A 23904-nucleotide genomic window follows, 5' to 3' on the forward strand; every position below is an offset into this window, starting at 1 on the left:
CGATCTCCTAGCCGACACTCCCGGCCCGGTAGCCAACGCCACGAACCGTCATCACGATCTTCGGCGCGTCGGGGTCGAGCTCAACCTTCGCGCGCAGCCGCTGAACGTGCACATTCACCAGCCGAGTATCGGCCTTGTAGTGATAACCCCAGACCTGCTCGAGAAGCATCTCGCGCGAGAACACCTGCTGGGGCTTCGACGCCAAGGCAACGAGCAACTGAAACTCGAGCGGAGTCAGCGGAATCGCCATAGTGCCGCGGCGCACCTCGTGTGCATCGACATCGACAACGAGATCACCGATACGCAGAATCTCGTTGGTCGCCGTCGCCATCGGACGCAGTCGCGTGCGAATCCGAGCGACGAGCTCCTTCGGGTTGAAGGGCTTGACCATGTAGTCATCGGCCCCCACTTCCAGCCCGCGCACCACATCGGCGGTGTCGCTGCGCGCGGTGAGCATGATGATGGGGATGCCGGACTCGGCCCTGATCCGCGTGCAGATCTCTATGCCGTCCATGCCGGGCAGCATCAAATCGAGCAGCACAAGGTCGGGGCGCTGTGTGCGCCACTGTTCGACTGCTTTCGCGCCGTCCGCGCAGAACACCGGCTCAAAGCCCTCGGTGCGCAACACGATCCCGATCATCTCGGCGAGCGCGGTGTCATCGTCGACCACGAGGATCCGTGAGGTCATCTGGTCCCAGCCTCATCTTTCTTCGCTTGTACGCCGCCCTGCGGTTGAGGACGGACGCAACTTTTCCCAGCGTACTTCATGACAACGTTTGGATCACGGTAGCGCTCCCGACGATTCTCCGTGAGAGGCGACGAGTATGACACGATGGTTCTGCACGTCGGAGGGAGCGTCATGAGCGCACAGATTTGGACGCCTGCCCCGAAACCGGGGCTCATTCCGTTGCACCCGCTTACCTTCGGTGCCCTGTTGGGGAAACCCTTCGCGGCGCTGAGGCACAATCCCAAGGTGCTGTTCGGGTTCGCGATCGTCGTGCAGCTCATTGTCGCCGCGATCACCGTCGCCGTGGTCGGTGCGGTCGTGTACGGCACGTTCCTGCGCATGGAGTCGCTCTCCCCCAGCAGCCCGGATTTCTACCCGGTGCTGTGGGGATCGATCGCGATCAACGCCATCGTGGCGATCGCCATGAGCCTGGTGAGCGTCGCATTCACCGCAATCATGCAGGGCATCGTCGCAGCGAACATCGGGTACGCCGCACTCGGTGAGAAGCCGTCGTTGGGCACGCTCTGGCGCCGGATGCGCCCCGCGCTGTGGCGTCTCATCGGTTGGAGCCTGTTGCAGGCGCTCGCCGCGCTCGTGCTCATCGCCATCGTCGGCGGCATCATCGCCCTCGGTGTGCTGGCCGGTGCCGGTGGCTCGGCAGAGGGAGTCGGCCTGACCGTCGTGGTCGGCATACTGCTCGTGCTGGGCATGATTCCGCTGGGAGTCTGGCTGAATACCAAGCTGCTGCTGGTGCCATCTGTGCTGGTTCTGGAAGGTGTCAGCCTCCGAGAAGGTCTTGTGCGCTCGTGGCGCCTGACGCGAGGACGATTCTGGAACACCTTCGCTGTCATCTTGCTCGTCAGCCTGATCATGAACACGGCCGTGGGGCTGGTCAGCGTTCCACTGTCTCTCATCGGTTCACTGTTCGGCTCGATCATCGCCCCGACCGGCCCCAATGACGCGTCGGAGATCGGGGCATATCTGCTGACAGCGATCGCTCCTCAGCTGCTGATCTACGTACTGCAGGCTGTCGCGATCGTGGTGCAGTGTGCCGCGGCCGCCTTCATCTATCTGGACTGCCGGATGCGATATGAGGGCCTTGACCACAGCCTCATCAGCTATCTGGAGCGCCGCGACCGCGGAGCAACCGCAGAGCAGCTGGGAGACCCGTTTGCTGTGGACCCTGCCCGCGCTGTGAGTAGCGCGCCGCCGCAGCAGCAGACGCCGGCGTTTGCTGCGGCACCGGTCGGTTGGGCGCAGTACCCGCCGCAGGGGTACCCCGCTGCGCAGCCTTACCCACAGCAGGCTTACCCCGCTGCCCCGCCGTACCCCGCCGCGCAGCCATACTCGCCGCAGCAGCAGAATGCGCCATATGTCGGTGCGACGCCGCCCCCGCCCGCTCCGCAGACACCTGTTCCGCCAGCAGCGCAGCCGATTCCGCCGTCCAGTGAGAGCCCCTGGGCTCCCCCCGGGTCAGGCAGTGCATGATTCGATTCGACGTTGATCCTTTCGTTCCAGACGGTGAGGAAGCACGCCGCTGGGCGGAGCAGGAACTCCAGAATCCGCGCTACGCCGATGCGAAACCGACATGGTTCGACTATCTGGCCGAGGACGTCGCGGATTTCATTGCCAGTCTCTTCTCGAACGACACCGGCGCGCAGGCCGGCAACACCGCGCTGATCATCGTCACCGTTGTGATCGTCGCAGCGCTCATCACCGTGCTGATCCTGTGGGGCAAGCCACGCATGTCGCGCCGTGTGAGACGAAACAGCACCGAACTGCTCGGCGAGCGTGACGATCGCACGGCTGCGCAGCTACGAGCGGACGCTGAGCGCAGCGCCAAAGGTGGAGACTGGGACGCTGCGACAGTGCTGCGCTTCCGCGCGCTCGCACGCGGCCTTTTGGAACGCGACATCATCGACCCCGCCCCTGGAGCCACCGCCCAAGCGATCGCTCGCGAAGCCGCGCGCGTCTTCAACGCACACCACGTTGCGGTGACAGCTGCAGCCGGAGCCTTCGATGATGTTCGCTACCTCCGCCATCCCGCATCCGAAGAGAGCTATCGGGCACTGGCAGCCACCGATGATCTGCTCGCCTCGCAGCATCCGACCGCCCTGCAGACAGCGACTCCGTCTGAGGTGGTGCCGGCATGACTCTCACTGCAGAGCAGGATGCCGCGGCATTCGCTGACCTCCCCAGCACCGCCGTGCGGCGCACGGGCAGGCTACGCTCTGCACTCGGCTGGATCGCGATCATCGTCGCCGTGATCCTTTTCGCGCTCTTCATCGGCGGCATCAGCTTCACCAGTCCGGACTCGCGCGGAACCCTCGATCCGGAAAGCGCCAAGGACTCCGGCGCGCTCGCCCTTGCCGAGATCATGCGCGATCAGGGAGCTGAGATCACCGTTGTCCGTACCCGCGCGCAAGCGCGAGCCGCGATCAGCGATGACACCACTTTGGTGATGGCTGATCCCTTCAATCTCTCCGACGATGCCGTGACCGAGCTGATCGAGCCCGCAGGTCACACCGTTTTCCTGTCCAGCGCGAGCCGGCTGCTGCGTCTGCTCGATCTGGGCGAGAACGCGCCAGTGGCAGCGGGCGATTTCACCGCACGGTGCGAAGTGCCCGAGCTCGCCAAGACCGGCACAATCCAACCTGAACGATTCTTCACTCCGGCAGCGGGCGTGACCGGATGCTACGTGGATGACGCCGGTAATGCGGGCCTACTCGTGGATGATCGCGGCGGCATCCGCACCGCACTGATCGAGGGCAGCAGCCTCTTCAGCAATGAGCATCTTGCCGAGAACGGCAACGCTGCCCTCGGCCTCGCTCTGCTCGGACAGACCGACAACATCGTCTGGTACGTGCCCTCGTTCGCTGACACCGATATCGAAGCGCAGGGCGCCGACACGCTCGCCGCACTCACACCTGATTGGGTGACACCCGCGATTCTGCTCCTGCTGCTGGCCGGGATCGTCGTTGTGATCTCGCGGGGACAGCGATTCGGCCCCCTGGTCGCAGAGACGCTGCCAGTTACCGTCAGAGCCTCTGAGACGATGCATGGTCGCGCCCACCTCACTGCGAAGGCCGCTGACTCAGCACACGCTGCCGAGTCGCTGCGTGACGGGTCACTGCGACGGCTCGCCGGGCGGCTCGGGCTCACCGCGCGTTCCACGCCCGCCGAAGTGGCCGACGCGGCATCCGATCGGCTGCGTATCCCGCGTGGCTCCCTTCACCAACTGCTCGCAGGCCCCCTGCCCGCGAACGACGCAGAACTGATCGACACAGCCCGTCGACTTGCCGAGCTTGAAACGGCGGTTGAAACCGCCGTGCACGTGGAAAGGAACAACACACCGTGACCACCCCATCAACCACGTTCACCGAGGGCGAGCTGCGCCAGGCCATGCACCGCGTGCGCGCTGAGGTCGACAAGGCCGTCATCGGCCAGGCCGGCACTGTCACCGGGCTCCTGGTCTGCCTGCTCTCGCGCGGACACGTCCTCCTGGAGGGTGTGCCCGGCGTCGCTAAGACGCTCGTCGTGCGTTCATTCGCCCGTGCGCTCGGACTCGACACTAAGCGCGTGCAGTTCACCCCGGACCTGATGCCCGGAGATGTGACCGGATCGCTCGTGTACGACGCGCGCACCGGCGAGTTCGAGTTCCGCCAGGGACCGGTGTTCACGAACATCATGCTGGCGGACGAGATCAACCGCACACCTCCGAAGACGCAGGCGGCCCTCCTCGAAGCGATGGAAGAGCGTCAGATCTCGGCCGATGGAGTCAGCAGAGATCTGCCAGATCCATTCCTGGTGGCAGCAACGCAGAACCCGATCGAGCACGAGGGCACCTACTCCCTCCCCGAAGCGCAGCTTGACCGGTTCTTGATGAAGCTTGTGGTGGGCATGCCGGAGCGCGATGCCGAGGTCGGCGTGTTGCGCCTGCACGCCAGCGGATTCTCGCCCCGTGCACTGACCGGCGTCGAGGCCACCGTGACCGCGGAGGAAATCCGCGCCGCGCAGGATGCCGCAGCACGCGTCGAGGTGACCGACGAAGTACTCGGCTACGTCGTCGATCTTGCCCGCGCCACCCGCCAGTCGCCGTCTGTGCTGCTGGGGGCGAGTCCACGTGCCTCGACCGGGCTGCTCGCCGCGGCGAAGGCCTGGGCATGGTTGAACGCGTCCACCGCCGTCACCCCCGACCACGTGCAGACCATGCTCGTGCCGGTGTGGCGTCATCGCCTGCAGCTGCGCCCTGACGCCGAGATGGAAGGTGTCTCTGCGGATGCCGTCCTGGCATCCGTGATCCAGCAGACGCGGGTGCCGATCTAAGGTGTTCATCTCGTCTCGCCTCGCCCTGGCCCTCGGGCTCGGGCTCATCCCTCTCGTCGCTCTCACCGCGGCGGGTATGCCGGTGTGGGCGGTGCTGGGTGGATGGATTCTGCTGTGCGCCGCGCTCCTCATCGTCGACGTCGCCGCCGCGGCGAGCGCGCGCACGGTCACGGTGGCGAGACGGGTACCAGGCCGCGCCAGGATGGGCGAGGCGGTCGATGCGCAGGTCTCCGTACACAATCACGGCACGCGAACGCTGAACGCGCTCATCCGCGACGGCTGGCAGCCGACAGCAGGGGCAAGCTCCCAGCGATTGCAGGCGACGATTCCGGCAGGTGAACGCCGGCGAGTCATCGTGCCGCTCGTCCCCCGGCGCCGTGGCGAGCTCGCCAGCGAGTTCGTCTTCATCCGCTCACGAGGACCGCTCGGATTGGGCGGCCGTCAAACACGCCACCAGGTGCGCGGGGCCATCCGCGTGCTGCCCGCATTCTCCTCTCGCAAGCACCTTCCCTCGCGCCTGGCCCGACTGCGTGAACTGGACGGCAACACCAGCATCCAGGTGCGCGGTCAGGGAACCGAGTTCGATTCGCTGCGTGAATATGTGCGTGGCGATGATGTGCGCTCCATCGACTGGCGTGCGACCGCGCGTGCCGGCACGACGATGCTGCGCACGTGGCGCCCCGAACGCGACCGCCATGTCGTGATCCTGATCGACACGGGACGCACGGCCGCTGCCCGCGTTGGTGACGGCACGCGACTGGATGCCTCGTTGGAGGCCTCTCTGCTGCTCGCAGCGCTCGCGACCCGTGCCGGAGACCACGTGCATCTGCTGCTGTATGACCGCACAGTGCGTGCGCGTGTGACTGGCATCGACGGAACGGGACTCCTGCCCGCGATGACGGATGCGATGGCCCCGGTGCACGCGCGTTTGGTTGACACCGACTGGGCCGGCGCCTTTGCCGCTATCCGCACGCTCACGACCCGCCCTTCGCTTGTTGTCGTACTCACCGCGCAGGATGCCGCCGAGTCTGCGCGTGGGTTCCTCGGCGCGTTCCCGAATCCCTCCCGCTCGACAACCGTGCTGGTCGGTTCGGTCACCGATGACGCGATCGGCGAGCTTGCAAAGCAGCGAGGTTCTCGCGAGGAGATCTACCTCGCCGCCGCCGCGGAGCGCACCATGAGAGACGCGGAGAACGTCGCGGATGCCATCCGCCGTGCGGGTGGCGAGGCGATCACCGCTGATCCGGAGAGCCTGCCTCCGAAGATCGCCGACCGGTATCTCGAGCTCAAGGCGGCGGGCCGCCTCTAGGCGCTTTCCTGAATGATTCCTTTTTGCGAATCATTCAGAACAGTGGCACAATGAGGGTATGGACCTGAACGTCACGCTGGAAGCACCCGAGCGCCTGCGCGCCGCGGGGCTTCGTGTGACGGTGCAGCGCGTTGCCGTGCTCAATGCCCTGATCTCTCGCCCGCACACCTCTGCCGATTCGGTGCACGGTGCGCTGCGCGACACGTTCAACGGTGTTGCTCTACCCACTGTCCACGGCATCCTTGGCGATCTCACAAATGCGGGCATCGTTCGCAGGGTGAGCCTTCCCGATGCCGCGAGCGCCCTCTACGAGGTACAGCACGCAGACGATAACCATCACCACCTGCAGTGCGTCCGATGCGGGCGCGTAGAAGATGTCGCGTGCGCTCTCGGCGCCGCCCCTTGCCTGCACCCATCCCACGATCACGGGATGCGGATCATCGAAGCCTCTGTGACGTATCGAGCCATCTGTTCTGATTGCGAAAGGAAAAGTGAATGACTTCCCAATCCTTCACCACCACCCAGACCGGCACCCCGGTTGCCAGCGACGCCCATTCGCTGACTGCCGGTGCTGACGGCACCACCGCGCTACACGACCGCTACCTGGTCGAGAAGCTCGCATCGTTCAACCGTGAGCGTGTGCCGGAGCGCAACCCGCACGCCAAGGGTGGCGGCGCCTTCGGCGAGCTCGTCATCACCGAAGACGTCTCGCAGTACACCCGCGCGGCTGTCTTCCAGAAGGGCGCCACGAGCGAGACACTGATTCGCTTCTCCTCCGTCGCAGGTGAGCAGGGCTCCCCCGACACCTGGCGCGACGTCCGCGGCTTCTCACTGCGTTTCTACACGACCGAGGGCAACCTCGACATCGTCGGCAACAACACCCCGACGTTCTTCCTGCGTGATGGCATCAAGTTCCCCGACTTCATCCACTCGCAGAAGCGCCTCACCGGCTCCGGTCTGCGCGATGCCGACATGCAGTGGGACTTCTGGACCCTCTCGCCCGAGTCCGCTCACCAGGTCACCTACCTCATGGGAGACCGTGGCCTACCACGCTCATGGCGCCACATGAACGGCTACGGCTCGCACACCTATCAGTGGGTCAACGCTGAGGGTGAGCGTTTCTGGGTGCAGTATCACTTCATGTCGAAGCAGGGCGTCGAGCCGATGTTCGCTGACGAGGCCGAACGCCTCGCCGGTCAGGATGCCGACCACTACCGTCGCGACCTGTACGAGGCCATCGAGCGCGAAGAGTTCCCGTCCTGGGATGTCTACGTGCAGGTCATGCCGTACGACGAGGCCAAGGATTACCGCTTCAACCCGTTCGATCTGACCAAGACCTGGTCGAAGAAGGACTACCCCCGCATCAAGGTCGGCACGTTCACGCTGAACCGCAACCCGAAGAACTTCTTCGCCGAGATCGAGCAGGCCGCCTTCTCTCCGGGCAACCAGGTTCCTGGCACCGGCATCTCGCCCGACAAGATGCTGATGGCCCGGGTGTTCTCGTACCCCGACGCGCAGCGCTACCGCATCGGCACTAACTACAACCAGCTGCCGGTGAACCAGCCGCATGCCGCCCAGGTGAGCAACTACATGCACGAGGGCAACATGCAGTACCACTTCAACACGGCGGAACACCGCGTCTACGCACCGCACTCTTACGGCGTGGCAGGCGGCCCCGTAGCCGACCCGGCACGTGGTGTCGAGGCCAGCTGGGAGGACGACGGCACGCTCCTGCGCAGCGCGGCGACTCTGCACTCCGAGGATGACGACTTCGGACAGGCCCGCACGCTGTTCAACGATGTGTTCTCCGATGAAGAGCGCGCGCGCTTCATCGAAACCCTCGTCGGCCAGTACAACGGACTCAGCGTCCCCGCCGTCCAGGAGCGCTTCTTCTGGTACTGGGGTCAGGTCGACCAGGCGCTCGGCGACACGCTGCGCAAGCTGGCAGGGCTCCCCATCGGCGAGGCCGAGCCGGTGGGTGTCGGCGAGTAGTCACCTGATTGCGTGGGGGTCGGATGCTTCGGCATCCGACCCCTTCGTCGTATCCGCACCTTATGCATCCGCTGGGAGAACGCTGAACGCGCTTCGGCGCGCCTCCCGCATCGCCGCACCCCAGCGGTGGATGATATGGGCTGAATTCGGTCGTCTTTCGACTCGAACTGACGAAAGGGAATCTCATGAGTGAATCACTCGCCGAGGCTGCGCCTGCAGCGCCGTCTGTCGGATCCAAGCTCACTGCTGAAGCGCTCGGCACATTTCTGCTGGTGTTCGGCGGTGTCGGTACTGCCCTGTTCGCTTCCAACCACTTCACCGACCCCGGTTCGGGTTCGGCCGTCTACGTCGCTGTTGCTCTCGCCTTCGGCCTCACGGTCGTCGTCGGCGTCTACGCCTTCGGTCCGATCTCCGGCGGACACTTCAACCCTGCAGTCAGCTTGGGTCTTGCTGCTGCTGGTCGCCTCCCCTGGCGTGACGTTCCCGGCTACATCATCGCCCAGATCGTCGGTGGACTCATCGCCAGCACCGCGCTCGTGCTGATCGGCCTGTTCGGTCCGGAAGGATGGCTCACCGGGGCCCAGGATGCGGGCTTCGCGAGCAACGGCTGGGGTGAGCACTCCCCCAGTGGATTCGGCATGTGGTCGGCCATCATCATCGAGGTCATCCTGACTGCGATCTTCCTCTTCGTGATCCTGGGAACGACGCACAAGCTGCGTCCCACACCGTTCGCTGGACTCGCGATCGGTCTGACCCTGACATTGATCCACCTCATCAGCATCCCGGTGGACAACACATCGGTAAACCCTGCGCGCTCTATTGCCGCTGCGGTCTACGGCGGCGCCGGGCCGCTGTCACAGCTCTGGGTGTTCTTGGTGTTCCCTGTCGTGGGTGCGATGATCGCCGGCTTCGCTTACAAGGCGCTGCTCGACGGCACGAAGAACGTCTGACCCTCGTGCATCCGCTCGCCGCGGCGTCCGCCGACACGGCATCCGCCGACCCGGCATAGCGGGAAGGAAAACCCGGCTCCGGTTCATCTTGGAGCCGGGTTTTTCTTCTGCCACCAGCTGCGGGGCATTCAGCCAGGCATGCCATGGGGCTGCCTGAACGCTCAGCCGGCCACGAGCTGCGGCGTACCGGCCTCATACTCGAGGAGATCGCCTCGTTCGCCCCGCTGATACGCGCGGCGTCCGACCAGCAGCATGTAGGCGAGGAAGACGCCGAGCGCCGCGGCGCCAATACCGATCTTGATCGGCCATGGCAGCGACCAGCCGGTGACGAACCCCTCCACCAGCCCGGAGAGGAACAGCGCGAAGACCAGCCCGATGGCTACCGTCGCCAGAGCGCGCCCTTCCTGTGCCAGAGCGGTCGCGCGGCTGCGGTGACCAGGAGCCACCCATGCCCAGAAGATGTGCAGCCCCGCCGCGGCAGCGACGAAGATGCTCGTCATCTCCAGCATCCCGTGCGGCAGGATGTACAGCACCATCACGTCGAGGCGGTCGTGCGCGGCCATCACCGCACCGGAGACGCCGAGGCCGAACGCGTTCTGCGCGATCATGTAGATCGGCCAGATTCCGCTGACGCCAAACAGCACGCACTGCATGGCAATCCAGGCGTTGTTCGTCCAGACCATGCCCGCGAACACGGCCGCCGGGTTCTCGGTGTAGTACTCGGTGAAGCTCTCTTCGGCGTATTGCTCGAGGAAGTCAGCCGGCCCGAGCGTCGCGACCAGGGCAGGATCACTGGAGATCCATGCCGCGACGCCGGCCGTGATCGCGATGAAAGCCAGCGCGATGACCAGCGTCGTCCAACGCAGCCGGTACAGCGCAGCAGGAAGCTGATCAGTGAAGAAGCGGCCGATCTGGGTGAGGATGCTGTCCGAGGTGCCTGTCAGCCGCAGCCGTGCCTTCGCGAGGATCAACGAGAGGTATGCCCCCTGAGGAGAATCGCCCACTGAGGTCTTCAGCTCGGCAAGGTCCGCCGACGCGGCACGGTAGCGCACGATGAGTTCGTCAACTCCCGCGCCATCCAGCCGCTGGCGGCTGAGTTCGTCGAGCCGTTCCCACTCAGTACGGCGAGCATCGCTCAAAGCATCAGCATCCACCTGATTTACTGTACTCATGTCTACGCCGATCGACACCGCGGACGAGGTTCTCTCCGGCGAAGCCGTCGCAATCGATATCCAACCGCTCGGGTTCTTCATGCGCACCCTCGGCGCACTGATCGACATGGCGCTCAGCTGGGCGCTGTTTCTGCTGTTCCTCTGGCTGCGCACGTGGCTGCTGGTCACTGGCATCGTCACCGGCGCGATCGACGGCATCATGAACGTGCTGGCGATAGTGGTGTGCTTCGTCGTCGTGCCGATCGTGATGGAGTTGGCGCTGCGTGGCCGTAGCGTCGGAAAACTCGCCGTCGGCGGACGCATCGTGCGATTGGACGGCGGAGCGACCGGATTTCGCCATGCGTTCATCCGCGCGCTGATCGGTGTGCTCGAAACCTATATGACGTTCGGCGCCATCGCGCTGCTCTCCGGCGCGTTCACCGCACGTTCGCAGCGCCTGGGAGACCTGGTGGCCGGCACGTACAGCCAACGCGTACGTACCCCGAAACTGATCCCGCTCGTCGCTGTGATGCCTCCTGCCCTCGCAGGCTGGGCACAGATCGCAGACGTCGCGCGGATGCCGGACCGCCTCGCCCGACGCATCACGCAGTTTCTGCAGCACGCCGAGCGGATGTCGCCGTCCGCCCGCGCACGGATCGCGCACGAGCTTGTCGCGGAGACGGCCGAATACGTCTCACCGCAGCCGGCAGCCCACCCGGAGCAGCTCCTCATCGCCATCACCGTGCTGCGCCGCGAGCGCGAGCGTCGTGCGCTGGCCATCGCCGACGCGCGAGCGGAGAAGCTCTCCGGTCGCCACGTCGGCGTCTGACGCCACTACCGGATTTAGAAGCGGATCGCGTCGATCACCTTCACCCGCAGCGCAACCATCGCCGGGATGAATCCTGCGACCGCACCGACGATGACGGATGCCACCAGGCCTGTGACAGCGGCGCGCATCGGGAACGGTGGAACATCCTGCATCCCCTGGAACATCGCCGGTACCACCCAGTCTGAGCGCAGCACAGCGACGACGATCGCGATGCCGATGATGCCGGCGACTGTGGTCGCCACCAGACTCTCCAGCAGCACGGACACGAACACGCGTCCTGACGTGGCGCCGAACGCCCGCCGGACACCAATCTCCCGTACGCGCTGCCGCATGGCGACGAGCTGGATGTTGATCAGGCTCAACGCGCCGAGCGCGAGGATGAGAGCCGCGATACCGCCGGTGATCAGCTCGAAGGTGCGCATGGAGTCTTCCATGCCGGGCTGCGATGCCCAGTCCGTGCGATTGACCGAGATCACCTGTCCGGCCGGAAGTCCCGCCCGCAGATCCATCGCGAGCACAGGGCCGATTTCAGCGGCCTGCGCTTCGGTGACCCACACCTCGTAACGCGGGTAGGTACCCTCCGGCAGTTGGTCGACACGGGCGGCGTACGCGTCGTACAGCACGTCAATACGCAACTCCTCGTCCCACTGCCCCTGCTTGGGAACGACGCCGACCACCTGATAGGTGCCGCCGGCATCACCGAGAATCGTGATCGTGGGATGTGCGCTGACCGGTACCCGACCGACACGATCCCACAGCGCTTCGGTGATCACTACCGGCGGTGCGAGCGATTCCTCGTCTCCGGCGCGGAACCAACGTCCCTCGAGCAACTGCTCACGGTGCATCTCGGTATAGAGGGGGTCAATAAGTCTGCCATTAATGCCCATGACGCCGTCTGGCAACTGAACGCTGAGCATCAAGCCATCGGCCACCCGCGCGGTGTGGCTGAACCCGAACCGCTCGCTGACTCCTGCGAAGCGCTCATCGAAGGCGTCAGAATCGACCGGGCTGCCGTCCTCGCTCATAATGCTGACCGAGATGGTGGCCGCGCGCCCGCCGTAGCGGTCGGACTGCTCGACCTGATATTGCCGCTGGTACTCCGAGAAGGCGACGACGGCCGTCAACGCGGCGACCGACACCGCGATGCCGATCAGGCTGAGCAGCACGCGCAGCTTGTGTACCCGGATCTCTGACCACGCATCGGCAAGGGAACCGAAGAAGCCGCTCATGCGATAACCTCCGGTGTCTCGCGCGCTGCTGCGGCGACAGGGACCGCAACAGGGACCGGCATACCGTGCCGAACGTCAGTGCCAGGCACAGCTTCGGCAAGAGTGGATGCTTCGAAGGCCCGGCTGAGGTCGACAGGTGAGAGCTGCCCCGCTTCGAGCCGGTAGTGCCGGCGTGCGCGGGCCGCGACGTGCAGATCGTGTGTGATCGTCACGAGCGCGGCATCCGTCTCGGTCGCAACCTCGTCCAGGAGCGCCATGACGGATGCTCCGGTGTCGATGTCCAACGCGCCAGTCGGCTCGTCCGCGAGGATGAGTACCGGCTTGCGCACGAGCGCCCTCGCAATCGCGACTCGCTGCTGCTCACCGCCGGACAGACGATCAGCGAGCTGGTCGATGCGGTGTCCGAGGCCCACTCGCTCCAGCATGTCCGCGGCGAGTTCGCGACGCTTCCAGAACATGCGTCCTTTTGCATGCCCCAGTGGCATCATGACGTTGTCGATCGCGGTGCGTCCGGCCAGCAGGTTGAACTGTTGGAAGACGAAGCCGACGTTGGCTCCGCGGAGCCGGTCGAGTTTGCCGCTGCGCATCTTCCGCACCGGCACCCCCTCGAACGACACGGAGCCTTCGGTCGGCGCATCGAGCATGCCGAGTATGTTCAGCAGCGTGGACTTGCCTGATCCGGAACGCCCGACGATCGAGACGTGATCACCAGCGCTCACCTCCAAGCTGATCCCGCGCAGGATCTCCAATCGCGAGTCATCGGCAAGGAGAACGCTCTTGGCGACGTTCTCCAGCGCAACCAGAGTCACCAGCTCATCCCGCTGTCACACTGTTCGACGCCGGGTGCGATCTCGTAGCAGAATTCCTCGACCGGGGCGACGAAACCGGGCACGAACTGGCGCACCATCTCGCCCTCTTCGAGCCCCTCCACGACCTCGACGATCGCGCCGTCATTGACGCCAAGAGTCACTGTGCGCTCCTCCGGCTCGCCACCTTCGCCAGCGTCGATCCAGACCACGCCGGAGCCGGAGCCGCCCTGCACCGCGGTGACGGGAACGACGACCGCGTCGTCCACCTGTCCGAGTGCGAGATCCATCTGTGCAGGAAGACCGGCGAACACGGTCTGCTCGGCTGGGAGAGCACACCGCACGCTGGCTGCGCCGTCGGCCGTGACCTGCACCTGAACTCCGGTACAGCTGAAGGGGGCCGGGCCTCCGGTGATCGTCACGGTGGCCTCGGCGGGCGTGTTCACGAGTCGGTATAGCTGAACGGGTTCCACGGCGGCGACCAGGTGATAGCGGGCCGGGCTCAGGGTGACGACATCGCCACCGACCGAGACCTGTTGGCCCTTGATGACGGCGATCTCAGACAGATCTCCCGCCTCTGGCGCCACGATGTCGATGTTGCGCACCGGATAGTCCTGCTTCACGGTGAACAGCACCTGCCCGGCAGCGACTGCGCCATTGCCGACGTGAACGGCGGTCACCGTGCCGTTGATCTCGCTACGCACGGGATAGGCCTCGTCGCGCGCGACATTTCCGCTCAGCGACAGTTCATTGGTCACCGAGCCGCGTTCCACGGGAATCACCGGGTCTGTGATGCCCGCTTCTGGGCTCACCATCGCCGCACCGGCTTCAGGGAAGAACGCGAGCTTGACCAGGCCGGCAGCGCAAGCGCCGAAGACGATTACGAGCAGGATGGGGAAAATCCATCGGCGCCAGACGATCACGGGAACCTCTCCGGAAGCGCCACCGTGGTGCATCCGGAATCATCCTAGCCATAATTGCTTTCTAAGTATGCAATTCATTGGCGTGAATACAACCGAAACTCAGACGCGCAGGGCCTCGTGTCGAACCACGATCCAGCCTGCGGGGACGGAGAGCCGCTCGGCATGCTGCGCACACAGATCGTGTGCATGCGGATGACCTGATGCCCCCAGGGGCCCGAGCGGTCCGAGCGCCGCCATCTGATCCGGGTAATCATAGGTCAGCGTAGCCACCGCCTCACGGGCGCAGGTAACCTTCGAGCAGAGTCTGCCGTTCATCTCTGCCAGCGTAGAGCGCGAGTGAAGCCACGCCTGGATGCCGCGCGGGACGCCATAGACTTTGGTCATGCCCCGTCGCCGTTCTGAACCCGGTGCCGCAGCTCCTCGCCGCGGCGCTCGACACGGACGACACGGACGCCTGGGTCGTAGCGAGGTGGTGCGCCCTCCGCTGGCACCATTGGACGGCCGGATCGATCGCTTCGATCTGACGATCGGAAACGCTGTCGAGTTCCTGCGCGGCACGTGGCCGGAACTGCAAGAGGTGCGCTTTGAGATCGGCGGGCTTCCGCTGGATGCCGATGAACACGGCATCCCCCGCTGGCGCATCGAACGGGAAGAGCGCCGGATCGTGCTGTTTCGAATTCCGATTGAACGGTTGCTCCCCCTCGGCCACGATGACGGTATGCATCGTCGCATCGCGATCGAGAGTGCAGTGTTCCGCGCTGCCGCCGAGTACGTCGGCAAGGAGCCGTGGGAGTTCGGCCCCGATCAGGGATAGACGGTCAGGGATAGACGGTAATCGCGCTCCGAGCGGATGCCGCAGGCCACAGCGGCCAGCCCGCCAATTGGTTGACATCTGACAGCACGACTGCTGCGTGCAGATCCGCGCCGTTCATCGTCAACGCGTAGGTCGTATCGGCCGAGACATCGACCACAACGGAGCCGTTGGCGGGAACCGTGACTTCTTCACCGGCAGCACCATTTGTCGGAGCCAGCGTGACGGTCGCTTGCGATTGCCCAGAGTTCACGAGGTGCAGTCGCGGGTTCGGACCGGCGGGCACAGCGGCGAGGAGTTCTCCATCGATCTGCGGCGCCGAGGTCATCCACGCGAAGTCCGTACCGGCGCCGGCACCAGTGGATTGCCAGACGGCGCCCACGATCGGCACGTCCGCCTCGACACTGACACTGTAGATGCCCACGTCCAGACCATCGAGGTTCACCGAGGCGGGAGTGGCGGCATCCAGCGGCACCGATGTCGTCTGCACGATCTTGTTCGCAGATCGCACCGTGATGGTCGCTGTCGTGGCCTGATCAGTCGCCATCAGGCGCAGCACCGCGACCGGGGAATCGGGCTCGTCCGTGACAACCTGCACACCCGCGAACGTCAGGTCTGTGCGTGGCACACCCGCGGTGTCCTGCACATCGATTCCAGACGGGTCGAGTGTACGGATGAGGGATGACTGCAACACTGCCCGCAGTGGAGCGCCTGCCGCCGTGACACGCACCACCGGCTGTTGCAGCCCCGCGGCGATCGATGACAGCGGCACCGCAAGCTGCGTGCCAGCGGGCACCAGCGTCTCGGTCGAGGTCTGTTCTGTGCCGAAGACCGTCAAGGTCGCCACCGCCGTGACATCGCCGGGGTTCGACAGGATGATGAGATCGCTCGTGCCCGTCTCAACAGTTCCGCCCAGCAACCACGATTCCGTGCGGGGTTCGCGGCAAGTGCTGGCTGCGAGCCCGGAGAGGTCGGCTGCGGCCAGCGCAATTGACTCGGATGCCGAGACCAGCGATGCGCCGCCCTGCTCGGCGCTGCCGACGAATCGCTGCGGCGCGGTGGCCGCACCCAGCAGATCAGGAGCTGCAATCTCGGAGTCAGCACGCGGCCCACTACTGTCGACGGTGAGCGTGGCATCACCGGCCGACGACATCTGCTGCGCGTTTTGCACGTCGCGGCCGATCGCACGGAACGCTCCAGTACAGATGAGAGTAGTGTCGCCGGCAGCGGGTCGCACCGATACCTGCGCGGGCGTGTTCTCGATGCCGGGCCAGCCGAAAGCGACGCCCGCGGCAACGCCGGCCACGCACAGTGCAGCGACCACAGCCCCGACCACCAATCGGGCACCCGTCGCGACGACACGGATCGCACGTTTCTGAGTCATCGCTCCTCCTCCGGCTCGGATGCTGGCTCCGGGTCTGCCGCTATCTCCTGCTCTGATGCTGGCTCCGGGTCGGATGCCGACTCGACCGGTTCATCCTCGCGCTCATCCTCGCGCTCGTCGTCGAAGTTGTCATCGAAGTTGTCGTCTGCACGCTTCGGGAGCACCAGGGGCTCGGCCGGCGAACGCCCAACGATTCGTGACTGCGCGCGGGCAGCGCGTCGCGATGCCCGCGTCGGGATCGACAGGAGCAGGGCAGCGAAGAAGACGATGAGCTGAAGCGTGGTGACCGCCCGCCACGTGCCTGCTTCGGCGCTGGTGAGCCCAGGCCGTTCGGCGGAGGCAGCATCCAGGCGCCAGAGCACGCCCTTGTCGGTCTCCCCCACCTTCACGAAACCTGCCCGCTGGTCGAGGGCCGTAACTGCGGCGACGCGGAATGCGCGCGCAGCATCCGATTCGTCACCTTCGACCTGATCGAGCAAGACGAAGTGAATTCCGTGCTCAGCAAGTTCGCCCGGCGCGTCGAAGGTTCGCGTGGAGAGCAGATCTACCGCGAGAGCGCTGATGTCTATGCCCTGCGGCTCGGTCGCTGTGTTCAGCATCGTTGTCTGAGCCCCGAGCGTGTCACTCGCACCCCAGACGACCTCTGAGGCCAGACCTCCGCTGTTCTGCGGTGTGAGAACGAGCGTTGCGATCTCGCGGTCGCCCCGCGCCTCAGCGGCGACGTACGCAGGCAGGGTGCTTGTCGGGCCGTTGGTGAGCACGGTGCGATCGGTGTGCAGTGCCGCAAGCGCCGGTACGGCACAGACGGCAAGGGACAGCCCGGCGATAGTGACCGCGACGATGCGCAGTCGGGGAAGGGTGATGGCTGTGTCCAGCGTGACGAGAGCTGCGCCGACCAGACCCGCCCACGCGAGACTCAATCCCGTTCCGGGCCAGATCGCCACCGGCACGCCATGCGCAAAGGTGACCGTGACGCCGGCCGTCAGGAATGCCGTCGCGAGTCCGGTGAGAGTGACAACGAGCATCGTGATGCCCGCACCCCAACGTGGGGCGATCGCCGCGGCGAGCGCCAACAGCGCGATTGGGGCGATGAGAAGTGGCGCCCAGACGGCGATGGCCGGGTCGAGGATCTGCATCCAGCCGGAAAGGGTATCGGTCGGGAATCCGGTGGCCAGCAGCATCCGTCCGGCGCCGTCAGCAGCCGCTTGCGGGCCTGCCCAAGCGAATCCCGGGTCGGCGAAGATTGCCCACACGTTCCCGTACTGCAGCTGCCAGACAACGATCGGGAGAAAGAGCACGACAGTCGGCGCCAGCATCCACAGCATTCGCACTGCGCCGTGGAACCAACCACGCGCGAGTACGAGGATGATCGCAATCAGCCAGAGCAGCCCTATACCGGGCGCGAGCGCAGGAGCGCAGGCGAGCGCGGCGGCAAGAATGATGGATGCTGCACCCGCCGCGCCCCAGGAGCGATGCGCGACCACGGCAGCGTGGAAGAGCCACGGGAGGATCAGATGCAGGAGAACCGCAGCAGGGCGCCCATCGACGAGTGCGGTGAGGAAGGTCGGCGCCAGGGCCCACGCGACGCCACCAAAGATGCGCATTCCGCCGCGATCGGTGATCCGTGTCGCGGCGAACCATCCACCGAGTACAGCAAGCGGGAGCGCAAACAGCCAGAGCAGCACCATGGCGAATGACGGTGCGCCACCCCACAGCGTTCCGAGCACCGCGATCACGCTGGCGAATGGGTCGGCGGGTCCGGTGATCTCGACGCCGACGCCACGCAGGCCCCAGGCAGCATCCTGCCAGAGGCCGGTGACCGTATCCCGCAGCGGCAGCAGTGCTCCGCCGCCGATCGCTGGCCAGGCCAGGAGTGTTGTGAAAGACGCGACGCTCACGACGAGGGCGCCCAGCACCGCCCAGGCACCACCGCCCGAGAAGAAGTTCAGTTCGCTGACCGCTCCGCCCTCGCTGCCGTGACCATCGTCAAGGCTGCGATGCAATTGCGCGCGGGTCATCCGTAGCGGTGCGATGCTCGACCAGTGCGCCGTGCGGAACGAGCGGATGCGCTGTCGTGACCGCGCCACGGCGCCGAAGCGAACCATGGCGGTCAACGCTGCACCCCACTCGGGGAACACCGATGCCGGCCGTTTGCCGATCAGGTGCACGATGGTGCGCCAGAGCGCGAGGGGCAGCAGCGACAGCCAGTGCAGCGGCACGGTCATCACTGGCGCGTAGGCAAGGCGGCGATGCAGCTGCGCAAGGCGGGTGACGAATGCACGCTGCGCGGCAGGTTGCGGGAGCGCGGCCGGGCCATCCGGGTGCACGGAGATGCGCGCGTTAGGGGCGAGGACGACGCGCCCTCCGCCCAGTCGTGCACGTACGCCGAGGTCGAGTCCTTCATCGGCGCCGGCGAGCGCGGCATCGGGTCGCAGACGGTCGCGCACCTCACTGCGAATGAGCACACCGCGGATGTCGGAGCCCAGAGCATCATCGCGACCGTCGTGTTGGCCCTGGTCGAGCTCACCGGCGGCGAGTTCGACCGAGCGACCGAGCGCTGTCATGGTCACGCCGAGCGAAACCATCTCGCGGTCGTCGTCGGCGTTGACCAGCTTGGGCGCGGCGATCGCCGCGGAGGGAGAGCGTTCCAGAGCGCCGGCGAGCTGTGCGAGCGCGTGCGGATGCGGCGCGGTGTCGTGCGCGAGCAGCCAGACGGCAGCACCTTCCGCGACGCGCGGCCTGGCCAGTTCAACGGCCTCGGCGAACGATGTGCTGCTGCGAGCCTCGATAATCCCCTCGACCACGCGTCCGACTGCCTCGCTGGCGCGGACGGACGAACCGTCGCCGCAGACAACGAGGGTGACGGCGTCTGCGCGACGCGTCTGCAGGGTCAGCGCGTCCAGCGTCCGCAGTAGTTGCGCGCGTGAGGACGAACCGGGACGCGCGACGATGATGGCATGAACTCGGGTTGGCATAGCCTGGTCAGCCTATGCGCTGGGTTCGCGGGCAGCAGTCACTGCGCCCGGCGTGCCTGCGAAGCTATGAAGAATCAGCCGGCTTGGCGCTTGAGCTTGCGACGCTCGCGCTCGCTGAGACCGCCCCAGATGCCGAAGCGCTCGTCGTTGTTCAGCGCGTATTCCAGGCATTCGCCACGCACATCGCACGAGGAGCAGATTCGCTTCGCGTCTCTGGTCGAACCACCCTTTTCAGGGAAGAACGCCTCCGGGTCCGTCTGAGAACACAGTGCGTCGGTCTGCCAAGAAAGAGCGCTGTCATCATCAGGCTCAACACGCCTGACCCCGGGAACCCCGAGATTGACCGGATCGACAAACCAGTTCTCGGGAACGTCGGAACGGTAACCCGTCATATCGTTCTCCTTGCCCTTACAGATGCCCCCCACCGGGCTGTGCGTTACTAATTACACCCGTGTCATTCGCTCCGGTCAAGTCGCGGATAGTAAACCCTCAAGAGCTCGTTGAAGGTTTACGGCGTGTCTGCGGCGTGTCGCAAGAAACCCGCAGGAACACGTCACTTTCCTGGCTGAGCGACGAACGCCTCTCCTGACCCAGTGAGCGTGAGCACAGCCACATCTGCGGTGGCGAAGGCCGCCGCCCCGACGGGGACCGACAACTCATCGCCGGAGCCCGACACCGTCACCGTCCCGCTCGTCACGAGCACCATGGTCGGCCCTGACACCTCGACGGCGACCGGGCTGCCGGAAAGAGTCACGCGTCGCAGCAGGAAATCTGCGACGTCAGCCGGGTATACGGTGACTGCTTCGGATGCCGCCGGACGCAGCACCGGCACTTCACCCGGCGTGCTGTCAAGCACCGACAACAGCTCAGCGACGTCAATATGCTTTGGAGTGAGCCCGCCGCGCAGAACGTTGTCGCTAGCGGCCATGATCTCCACGCCCAGGCCTGACACGTAGGCGTGCAGCAGTCCAGCGCGCAGGAAGATGCCCTCACCGCGGCCCAGCACGATGAAGTTCATCAGTAGGGCGACGACGACTCCAGGGTCGCCCGGGTTACGCTCCGCGATCGCTCGCCCGGCGGTCAGCTCTTCGGCGAACTCCTCCGACGTGGCCCCACCCAACGCGGAGATGATGTCGTCGACTTCGGCCTGTGCATTGCCGGACAGCAGCCACCCCACGGCATCCCGCAGTCGCTCAGCGTCATCCGCATCAGCGCCGCCCCGGAGCTTCTCGCGCAGCGCCGTGACGCCAGCCGACGAGCCCAGGACATCCAGCAGCCTCAGCGTGGCGGCAACGGGCCGCAAGCCGCTGAGCGCCTCGAATCGGTCACTGAGTGCGACGATGAGTTCGGGCTTGTGGTTCTCGTCTCGATAGTTGCGCGCGGGGTCGTCCGCCGCAAGACCTGCCTCACGGGCCCAGCCGTCGCGCGCTTGGGCGATGGTCGGGTGCACCTGGATCGACAGCGGATCGGCCGCCGCGAGCAACTTCAGCAGGTACGGCAGGGTCCCGCCAGTCACGGCATCCAGCGTCGTTCCTCCGGCGACATCGGCGGGATCGCCGGGGTGGTCCCCGAACCACACTTCGGCCTCCGGAGCCCCCGAAGGCTGGCGCCCCTCCAACTCGGCAATGAGCGAGGCAGATCCCCAGGCGTAGTCACGCGGCACATTCGACAGGCTCAACAACATGACTCCAGCGTATCCATCCCGCCGTGCCGCAGCGATCTGTCGGCTCGGTCACGGTAGCCTGATTCCGATGGCGCAGTACACGAAGCACCCAGTGGCAGCCCCGCCCACCGCGCCGGAACGCGAGTCGACGGGGCATCTGCTGTTGCGCGGGTACGCGATCGTCGTATTCTTCGTCGCCTTCGCGCACACCGCGATCTACAACCTCGTCGGCCAGTTCGGCGCCGGCATCGTGATGATCCTTCTCACGCTTGCCGCTCTCGCGATCGGTGTGCCGATGCTCGCTCGTGCGCAGCCGCATCCGTTCCCCTGGCGACGACTCCCCTGGTCTGCGCTCGGCTATGTCTGCTTCGCCATCCTCTCCGTCGCCTGGTCACAGTGGCGAGGCCCGACGATCCTCACCTGGCTGTTGCTCGCGGCTGTCACGGTGAACGCGCTCCTGATCGCGCACGCATTCAGCTGGCATGAGATCGTGCGCGCGCTCGCGTCTGCGTTCAAATGGATCCTCGGCTTGTCGCTCGCGCTTGAGCTGTGGGTGTCTCTGGCGCTGCGGGGTCCCCTGCTGCCGAACTTCGCCACGCTGCCAACGGGCGACCTCGACCCGCACTGGTACTGGGTGCGCGACAACCTCCTCGACGGCGGCCGCATCCAGGGAATCGTTGGAAACTCCAATGTGTTGGCGATCATCTGCCTGTTCGCGATAGTCACCTTCGGCGTTCAATGGGCGCTTCACGCGCGCTGGCACACAACGCTCGCGCTCTGGATGCTGCTTGCGGCCTTCCTGATGCTCCGCGCCTCCTCTGCCACTACCTACGTGTGTGCGATCGCCGCAGCCGTCGTACTCGCGGTGGCATTGCTCATCCGCCGCACTCGCACGCCGGGTGCACGCACTCGCATCTACGTCACTTGTGGTGCCAGCGTCGCAGTCGTGGTCGCGGCAGTGATCGTGTTCCACAAGCCACTTTTCGAAGCGCTCGGTCGCAGCGCAGATCTCACGGGTCGCACCGATGTCATCTGGACGAAGGTTCTTGAGCGCGCGGCCACTCACCCGGTGTTTGGCAACGGCTTTTCGAGCCCGTGGATCCCCACCGATCCGTCATTTGACGGATGGATCACCGACCACGGCATCACGGTCTTCCACGCGCACAATATGTGGCTTGACGTGCTCATGCAGCTCGGTGTCGTTGGCGTGCTGCTGATGGCGGCCGCGTACTTCGGCCTGTTGTGGCGGGCCTGGTTCTTCGCCGCTGATCGGCCGCGCTGGGATCTGCGCGCAGACCGACCGTACTCGCCGCTGACGCTGCTGCCCCTGCTGTTCACCGTCATCCTGCTGGTGCAGGGCCTCGCCGAGTCGACCCCGATCATGCTCTGGGGTTGGCTGATGCTGGTGTTGTTCTCGTTCAAGATCAAATCGGTGCCGCTGGTGGGTGTGGGGCTGAGCGAACAGTCCCGTGTGACGGAACGCGGCCAGACGGCGCGGCGCATCCCGTGATGACCTCCCAGGCTCGACTCAGCCGGCTGCTCGGCTCCGTCGAGATGGCACGCGCGTACACGATCACTGCCCTGACCGCGACGTTCGGTTCGTTCCTTATCGAGCGGATGACGTCGACGACGACATTCGCCACGATCATCCTCCTGCTGGGTGTGCTGGGAGCGGCAATCCTGTTCGTGCGTCGCGAGGAACTCTCCCTGCTGCGCGTCGCGCCGTCATCGCTATTGGCTTTCCTCGCCCTGGCTCTGGTCAGCGTGATCTGGAGCACCGATCGCTCTGACACCCTCATCGGCTGGGTGTGGATGTTCGGTTTCGCATTCATCGCAATCACCGTCGGCCACATTCGCGACACGCTGCAGACCGTGCGTGCAATCGGCGACACGCTGCGCGCACTGCTCGCACTGTCACTGGGGATCGAAATTCTCTCGGGTCTGCTGATAGACGTTCCGATCGCGTTTCTTGACATCGAGGGCAACCTCGCGATGGGCGGCCCCATCCAGGGCATCTTCGGCACCCGCAACATGCTCGGTTTCGTGGCAGTGATCGCACTCATCACATTCTTCATCGAGTGGCGCACCCAGTCGATCTCGGCTCCCATCGCTATCCCGTCCATCGCACTGGCCGGATTCCTTGCCCTCCTCTCCGCATCGCCGACTGTCCTCGTGCTGGCTTTCGCCGTCGGTGTAGCCACGGGCGCGCTGACGATCGTGCGTCATGCACCGCCAGAGCGACGAAATATCGTCCAGTGGATGCTGGGCGCGCTGGTCGCAGCGGCTCTCGTCGTCGCGTTCGCGTTCCGGCATCAGATCATCGCGTGGATGGGCGCAGGCTCAGATTTCTCCACCCGTGCCGACCTGTGGAACCAGATCCTTGATTTCGTGGCGATTAAGCCGTTCCAAGGTTGGGGCTGGTTCGGCCCGTGGCAGCGCGGAGAATATCCGTTCACCTACATCAACTATCTGCTGGACGATCGCCATCAGACCGCTCTCAACGCGTTCTTCGACGTGTTGCTGCAGCTCGGGGTCGCTGGCCTGCTGCTGTTCCTGCTCCTCGGCAGCGCGGCGCTGATCCGGTCGTGGCTGGTTGCCAGCGTGCGACGTTCGGTTGTTTACGCGTGGACACCACTCGTGCTTGTCACCCTCGCCGTCGACTCGATGTTCGAGAGTTTTACCATCTCCGGTGCTGGCTGGTTCATGCTCGTCCTGTGCGCGTTGCGTGCCGGACAGTCGCGCTCGTGGCGTGAGAACATCGATGCCGCGAACACCGGAGTCATTCCGACGCTGCGCCCGCAGAAGTAACGCCAGCCCCGTCAGTCGCGC

22 protein-coding genes are annotated in these 23904 nt (G+C 65.5%); 12 read left to right on the plus strand and 10 right to left on the minus strand.

From position 1 onward, the window contains the following. Nucleotides 1-7 precede the first annotated feature (7 nt). On the minus strand, nucleotides 8-688 hold the full coding sequence (gene mtrA, locus ACSU04_RS04490) for an MtrAB system response regulator MtrA (RefSeq protein ID WP_439278630.1): 681 nt from the start codon (nucleotides 686-688) through the stop codon (nucleotides 8-10). Between the two features lie 171 nt (nucleotides 689-859). Between mtrA and ACSU04_RS04495 the strand changes: the two genes are divergently transcribed. The 8 genes from ACSU04_RS04495 (at nucleotide 860) to aqpZ (ending at nucleotide 9304) form a co-directional block, all read left to right on the plus strand. Further along, nucleotides 860-2215 (plus strand): glycerophosphoryl diester phosphodiesterase membrane domain-containing protein, encoded by a 1356-nt coding sequence (locus ACSU04_RS04495; protein WP_439288549.1) that lies wholly within the window; start codon nucleotides 860-862, stop codon nucleotides 2213-2215. Beyond that, nucleotides 2212-2880 (plus strand): DUF4129 domain-containing protein, encoded by a 669-nt coding sequence (locus tag ACSU04_RS04500; protein ID WP_439288550.1) that lies wholly within the window; start codon nucleotides 2212-2214, stop codon nucleotides 2878-2880. The genes ACSU04_RS04495 and ACSU04_RS04500 overlap by 4 nt, the downstream gene beginning before the upstream one ends. Then, the gene (locus ACSU04_RS04505; protein ID WP_439288551.1) at nucleotides 2877-4085 is read left to right on the plus strand and encodes a DUF4350 domain-containing protein; all 1209 of its coding nucleotides are present in this window, start codon (nucleotides 2877-2879) and stop codon (nucleotides 4083-4085) included. The genes ACSU04_RS04500 and ACSU04_RS04505 overlap by 4 nt, the downstream gene beginning before the upstream one ends. 44 nt (nucleotides 4086-4129) lie before the next feature. Beyond that, nucleotides 4130-5053: an AAA family ATPase gene (locus ACSU04_RS04510; protein WP_439289421.1), complete on the plus strand. Its 924-nt coding sequence runs from the start codon at nucleotides 4130-4132 to the stop codon at nucleotides 5051-5053. A 1-nt stretch (nucleotide 5054) separates the two neighbouring features. Then, nucleotides 5055-6362, plus strand: a complete 1308-nt coding sequence (locus ACSU04_RS04515) for a DUF58 domain-containing protein (protein ID WP_439288552.1) — start codon at nucleotides 5055-5057, stop codon at nucleotides 6360-6362. Nucleotides 6363-6420: 58 nt separating this feature from the next. Then, nucleotides 6421-6861 carry a Fur family transcriptional regulator gene (locus tag ACSU04_RS04520; protein WP_439288553.1) on the plus strand — a complete coding sequence of 147 codons (441 nt, stop codon included), beginning with the start codon at nucleotides 6421-6423 and terminating at the stop codon, nucleotides 6859-6861. Beyond that, entirely contained in the window at nucleotides 6858-8354 is a 1497-nt protein-coding gene (locus ACSU04_RS04525; protein WP_439288554.1) for a catalase, read from the plus strand. Before ACSU04_RS04520 ends, ACSU04_RS04525 begins: the two co-directional genes overlap by 4 nt. 185 nt (nucleotides 8355-8539) lie before the next feature. Beyond that, the gene (gene aqpZ, locus ACSU04_RS04530; protein WP_439288555.1) at nucleotides 8540-9304 is read left to right on the plus strand and encodes an aquaporin Z; all 765 of its coding nucleotides are present in this window, start codon (nucleotides 8540-8542) and stop codon (nucleotides 9302-9304) included. Nucleotides 9305-9465: 161 nt separating this feature from the next. Here aqpZ and ACSU04_RS04535 read toward each other — a convergent pair whose 3' ends face one another. Next, the gene (locus ACSU04_RS04535) at nucleotides 9466-10458 is read right to left on the minus strand and encodes a stage II sporulation protein M (protein WP_439278694.1); all 993 of its coding nucleotides are present in this window, start codon (nucleotides 10456-10458) and stop codon (nucleotides 9466-9468) included. Between the two features lie 16 nt (nucleotides 10459-10474). On the opposite strand from ACSU04_RS04535, the gene ACSU04_RS04540 reads away from it, so the two are divergent. Next, nucleotides 10475-11284 carry an RDD family protein gene (locus ACSU04_RS04540; RefSeq protein ID WP_439288556.1) on the plus strand — a complete coding sequence of 270 codons (810 nt, stop codon included), beginning with the start codon at nucleotides 10475-10477 and terminating at the stop codon, nucleotides 11282-11284. Nucleotides 11285-11298: 14 nt separating this feature from the next. Here ACSU04_RS04540 and ACSU04_RS04545 read toward each other — a convergent pair whose 3' ends face one another. The 4 genes from ACSU04_RS04545 to ACSU04_RS04560 all read right to left on the minus strand — a co-directional run bounded on the left by ACSU04_RS04545 (nucleotide 11299) and on the right by ACSU04_RS04560 (nucleotide 14626). After that, on the minus strand, nucleotides 11299-12513 hold the full coding sequence (locus ACSU04_RS04545) for an ABC transporter permease (protein ID WP_439278639.1): 1215 nt from the start codon (nucleotides 12511-12513) through the stop codon (nucleotides 11299-11301). Beyond that, nucleotides 12510-13322 (minus strand): ABC transporter ATP-binding protein, encoded by an 813-nt coding sequence (locus tag ACSU04_RS04550; protein WP_439278640.1) that lies wholly within the window; start codon nucleotides 13320-13322, stop codon nucleotides 12510-12512. Before ACSU04_RS04550 ends, ACSU04_RS04545 begins: the two co-directional genes overlap by 4 nt. After that, the gene (locus tag ACSU04_RS04555; RefSeq protein ID WP_439288557.1) at nucleotides 13319-14275 is read right to left on the minus strand and encodes a hypothetical protein; all 957 of its coding nucleotides are present in this window, start codon (nucleotides 14273-14275) and stop codon (nucleotides 13319-13321) included. Before ACSU04_RS04555 ends, ACSU04_RS04550 begins: the two co-directional genes overlap by 4 nt. 66 nt (nucleotides 14276-14341) lie before the next feature. Continuing rightward, the gene (locus ACSU04_RS04560; RefSeq protein ID WP_439288558.1) at nucleotides 14342-14626 is read right to left on the minus strand and encodes a DUF3499 family protein; all 285 of its coding nucleotides are present in this window, start codon (nucleotides 14624-14626) and stop codon (nucleotides 14342-14344) included. Between ACSU04_RS04560 and ACSU04_RS04565 the strand changes: the two genes are divergently transcribed. Continuing rightward, entirely contained in the window at nucleotides 14625-15056 is a 432-nt protein-coding gene (locus ACSU04_RS04565; protein WP_439278643.1) for a hypothetical protein, read from the plus strand. The two genes, ACSU04_RS04560 and ACSU04_RS04565, sit on opposite strands and share 2 nt — an antisense overlap. A 4-nt stretch (nucleotides 15057-15060) precedes the next feature. Here ACSU04_RS04565 and ACSU04_RS04570 read toward each other — a convergent pair whose 3' ends face one another. The 4 genes from ACSU04_RS04570 to manA all read right to left on the minus strand — a co-directional run bounded on the left by ACSU04_RS04570 (nucleotide 15061) and on the right by manA (nucleotide 21096). Next, the gene (locus tag ACSU04_RS04570) at nucleotides 15061-16437 is read right to left on the minus strand and encodes a DUF5719 family protein (protein ID WP_439288559.1); all 1377 of its coding nucleotides are present in this window, start codon (nucleotides 16435-16437) and stop codon (nucleotides 15061-15063) included. After that, nucleotides 16434-19412, minus strand: coding sequence for a glycosyltransferase (locus ACSU04_RS04575; protein WP_439288560.1), 2979 nt, complete (start codon nucleotides 19410-19412; stop codon nucleotides 16434-16436). The genes ACSU04_RS04570 and ACSU04_RS04575 overlap by 4 nt, the downstream gene beginning before the upstream one ends. Before the next feature lie 74 nt (nucleotides 19413-19486). Beyond that, on the minus strand, nucleotides 19487-19804 hold the full coding sequence (locus ACSU04_RS04580; protein ID WP_439278646.1) for a WhiB family transcriptional regulator: 318 nt from the start codon (nucleotides 19802-19804) through the stop codon (nucleotides 19487-19489). Between the two features lie 161 nt (nucleotides 19805-19965). After that, nucleotides 19966-21096, minus strand: coding sequence for a mannose-6-phosphate isomerase, class I (gene manA, locus ACSU04_RS04585; protein WP_439288561.1), 1131 nt, complete (start codon nucleotides 21094-21096; stop codon nucleotides 19966-19968). Nucleotides 21097-21163: 67 nt separating this feature from the next. On the opposite strand from manA, the gene ACSU04_RS04590 reads away from it, so the two are divergent. Together ACSU04_RS04590 and ACSU04_RS04595 are read left to right on the plus strand one after the other, a co-directional pair. Then, nucleotides 21164-22585, plus strand: a complete 1422-nt coding sequence (locus tag ACSU04_RS04590) for an O-antigen ligase family protein (protein WP_439288562.1) — start codon at nucleotides 21164-21166, stop codon at nucleotides 22583-22585. Next, nucleotides 22585-23883, plus strand: a complete 1299-nt coding sequence (locus ACSU04_RS04595; protein WP_439288563.1) for an O-antigen ligase family protein — start codon at nucleotides 22585-22587, stop codon at nucleotides 23881-23883. The genes ACSU04_RS04590 and ACSU04_RS04595 overlap by 1 nt, the downstream gene beginning before the upstream one ends. Nucleotides 23884-23904: the final 21 nt, after the last annotated feature.

The organism is Microbacterium sp. A84 (assembly GCF_051842815.1).
In the GTDB taxonomy this organism is placed as follows: Bacteria; Actinomycetota; Actinomycetes; order Actinomycetales; family Microbacteriaceae; genus Microbacterium.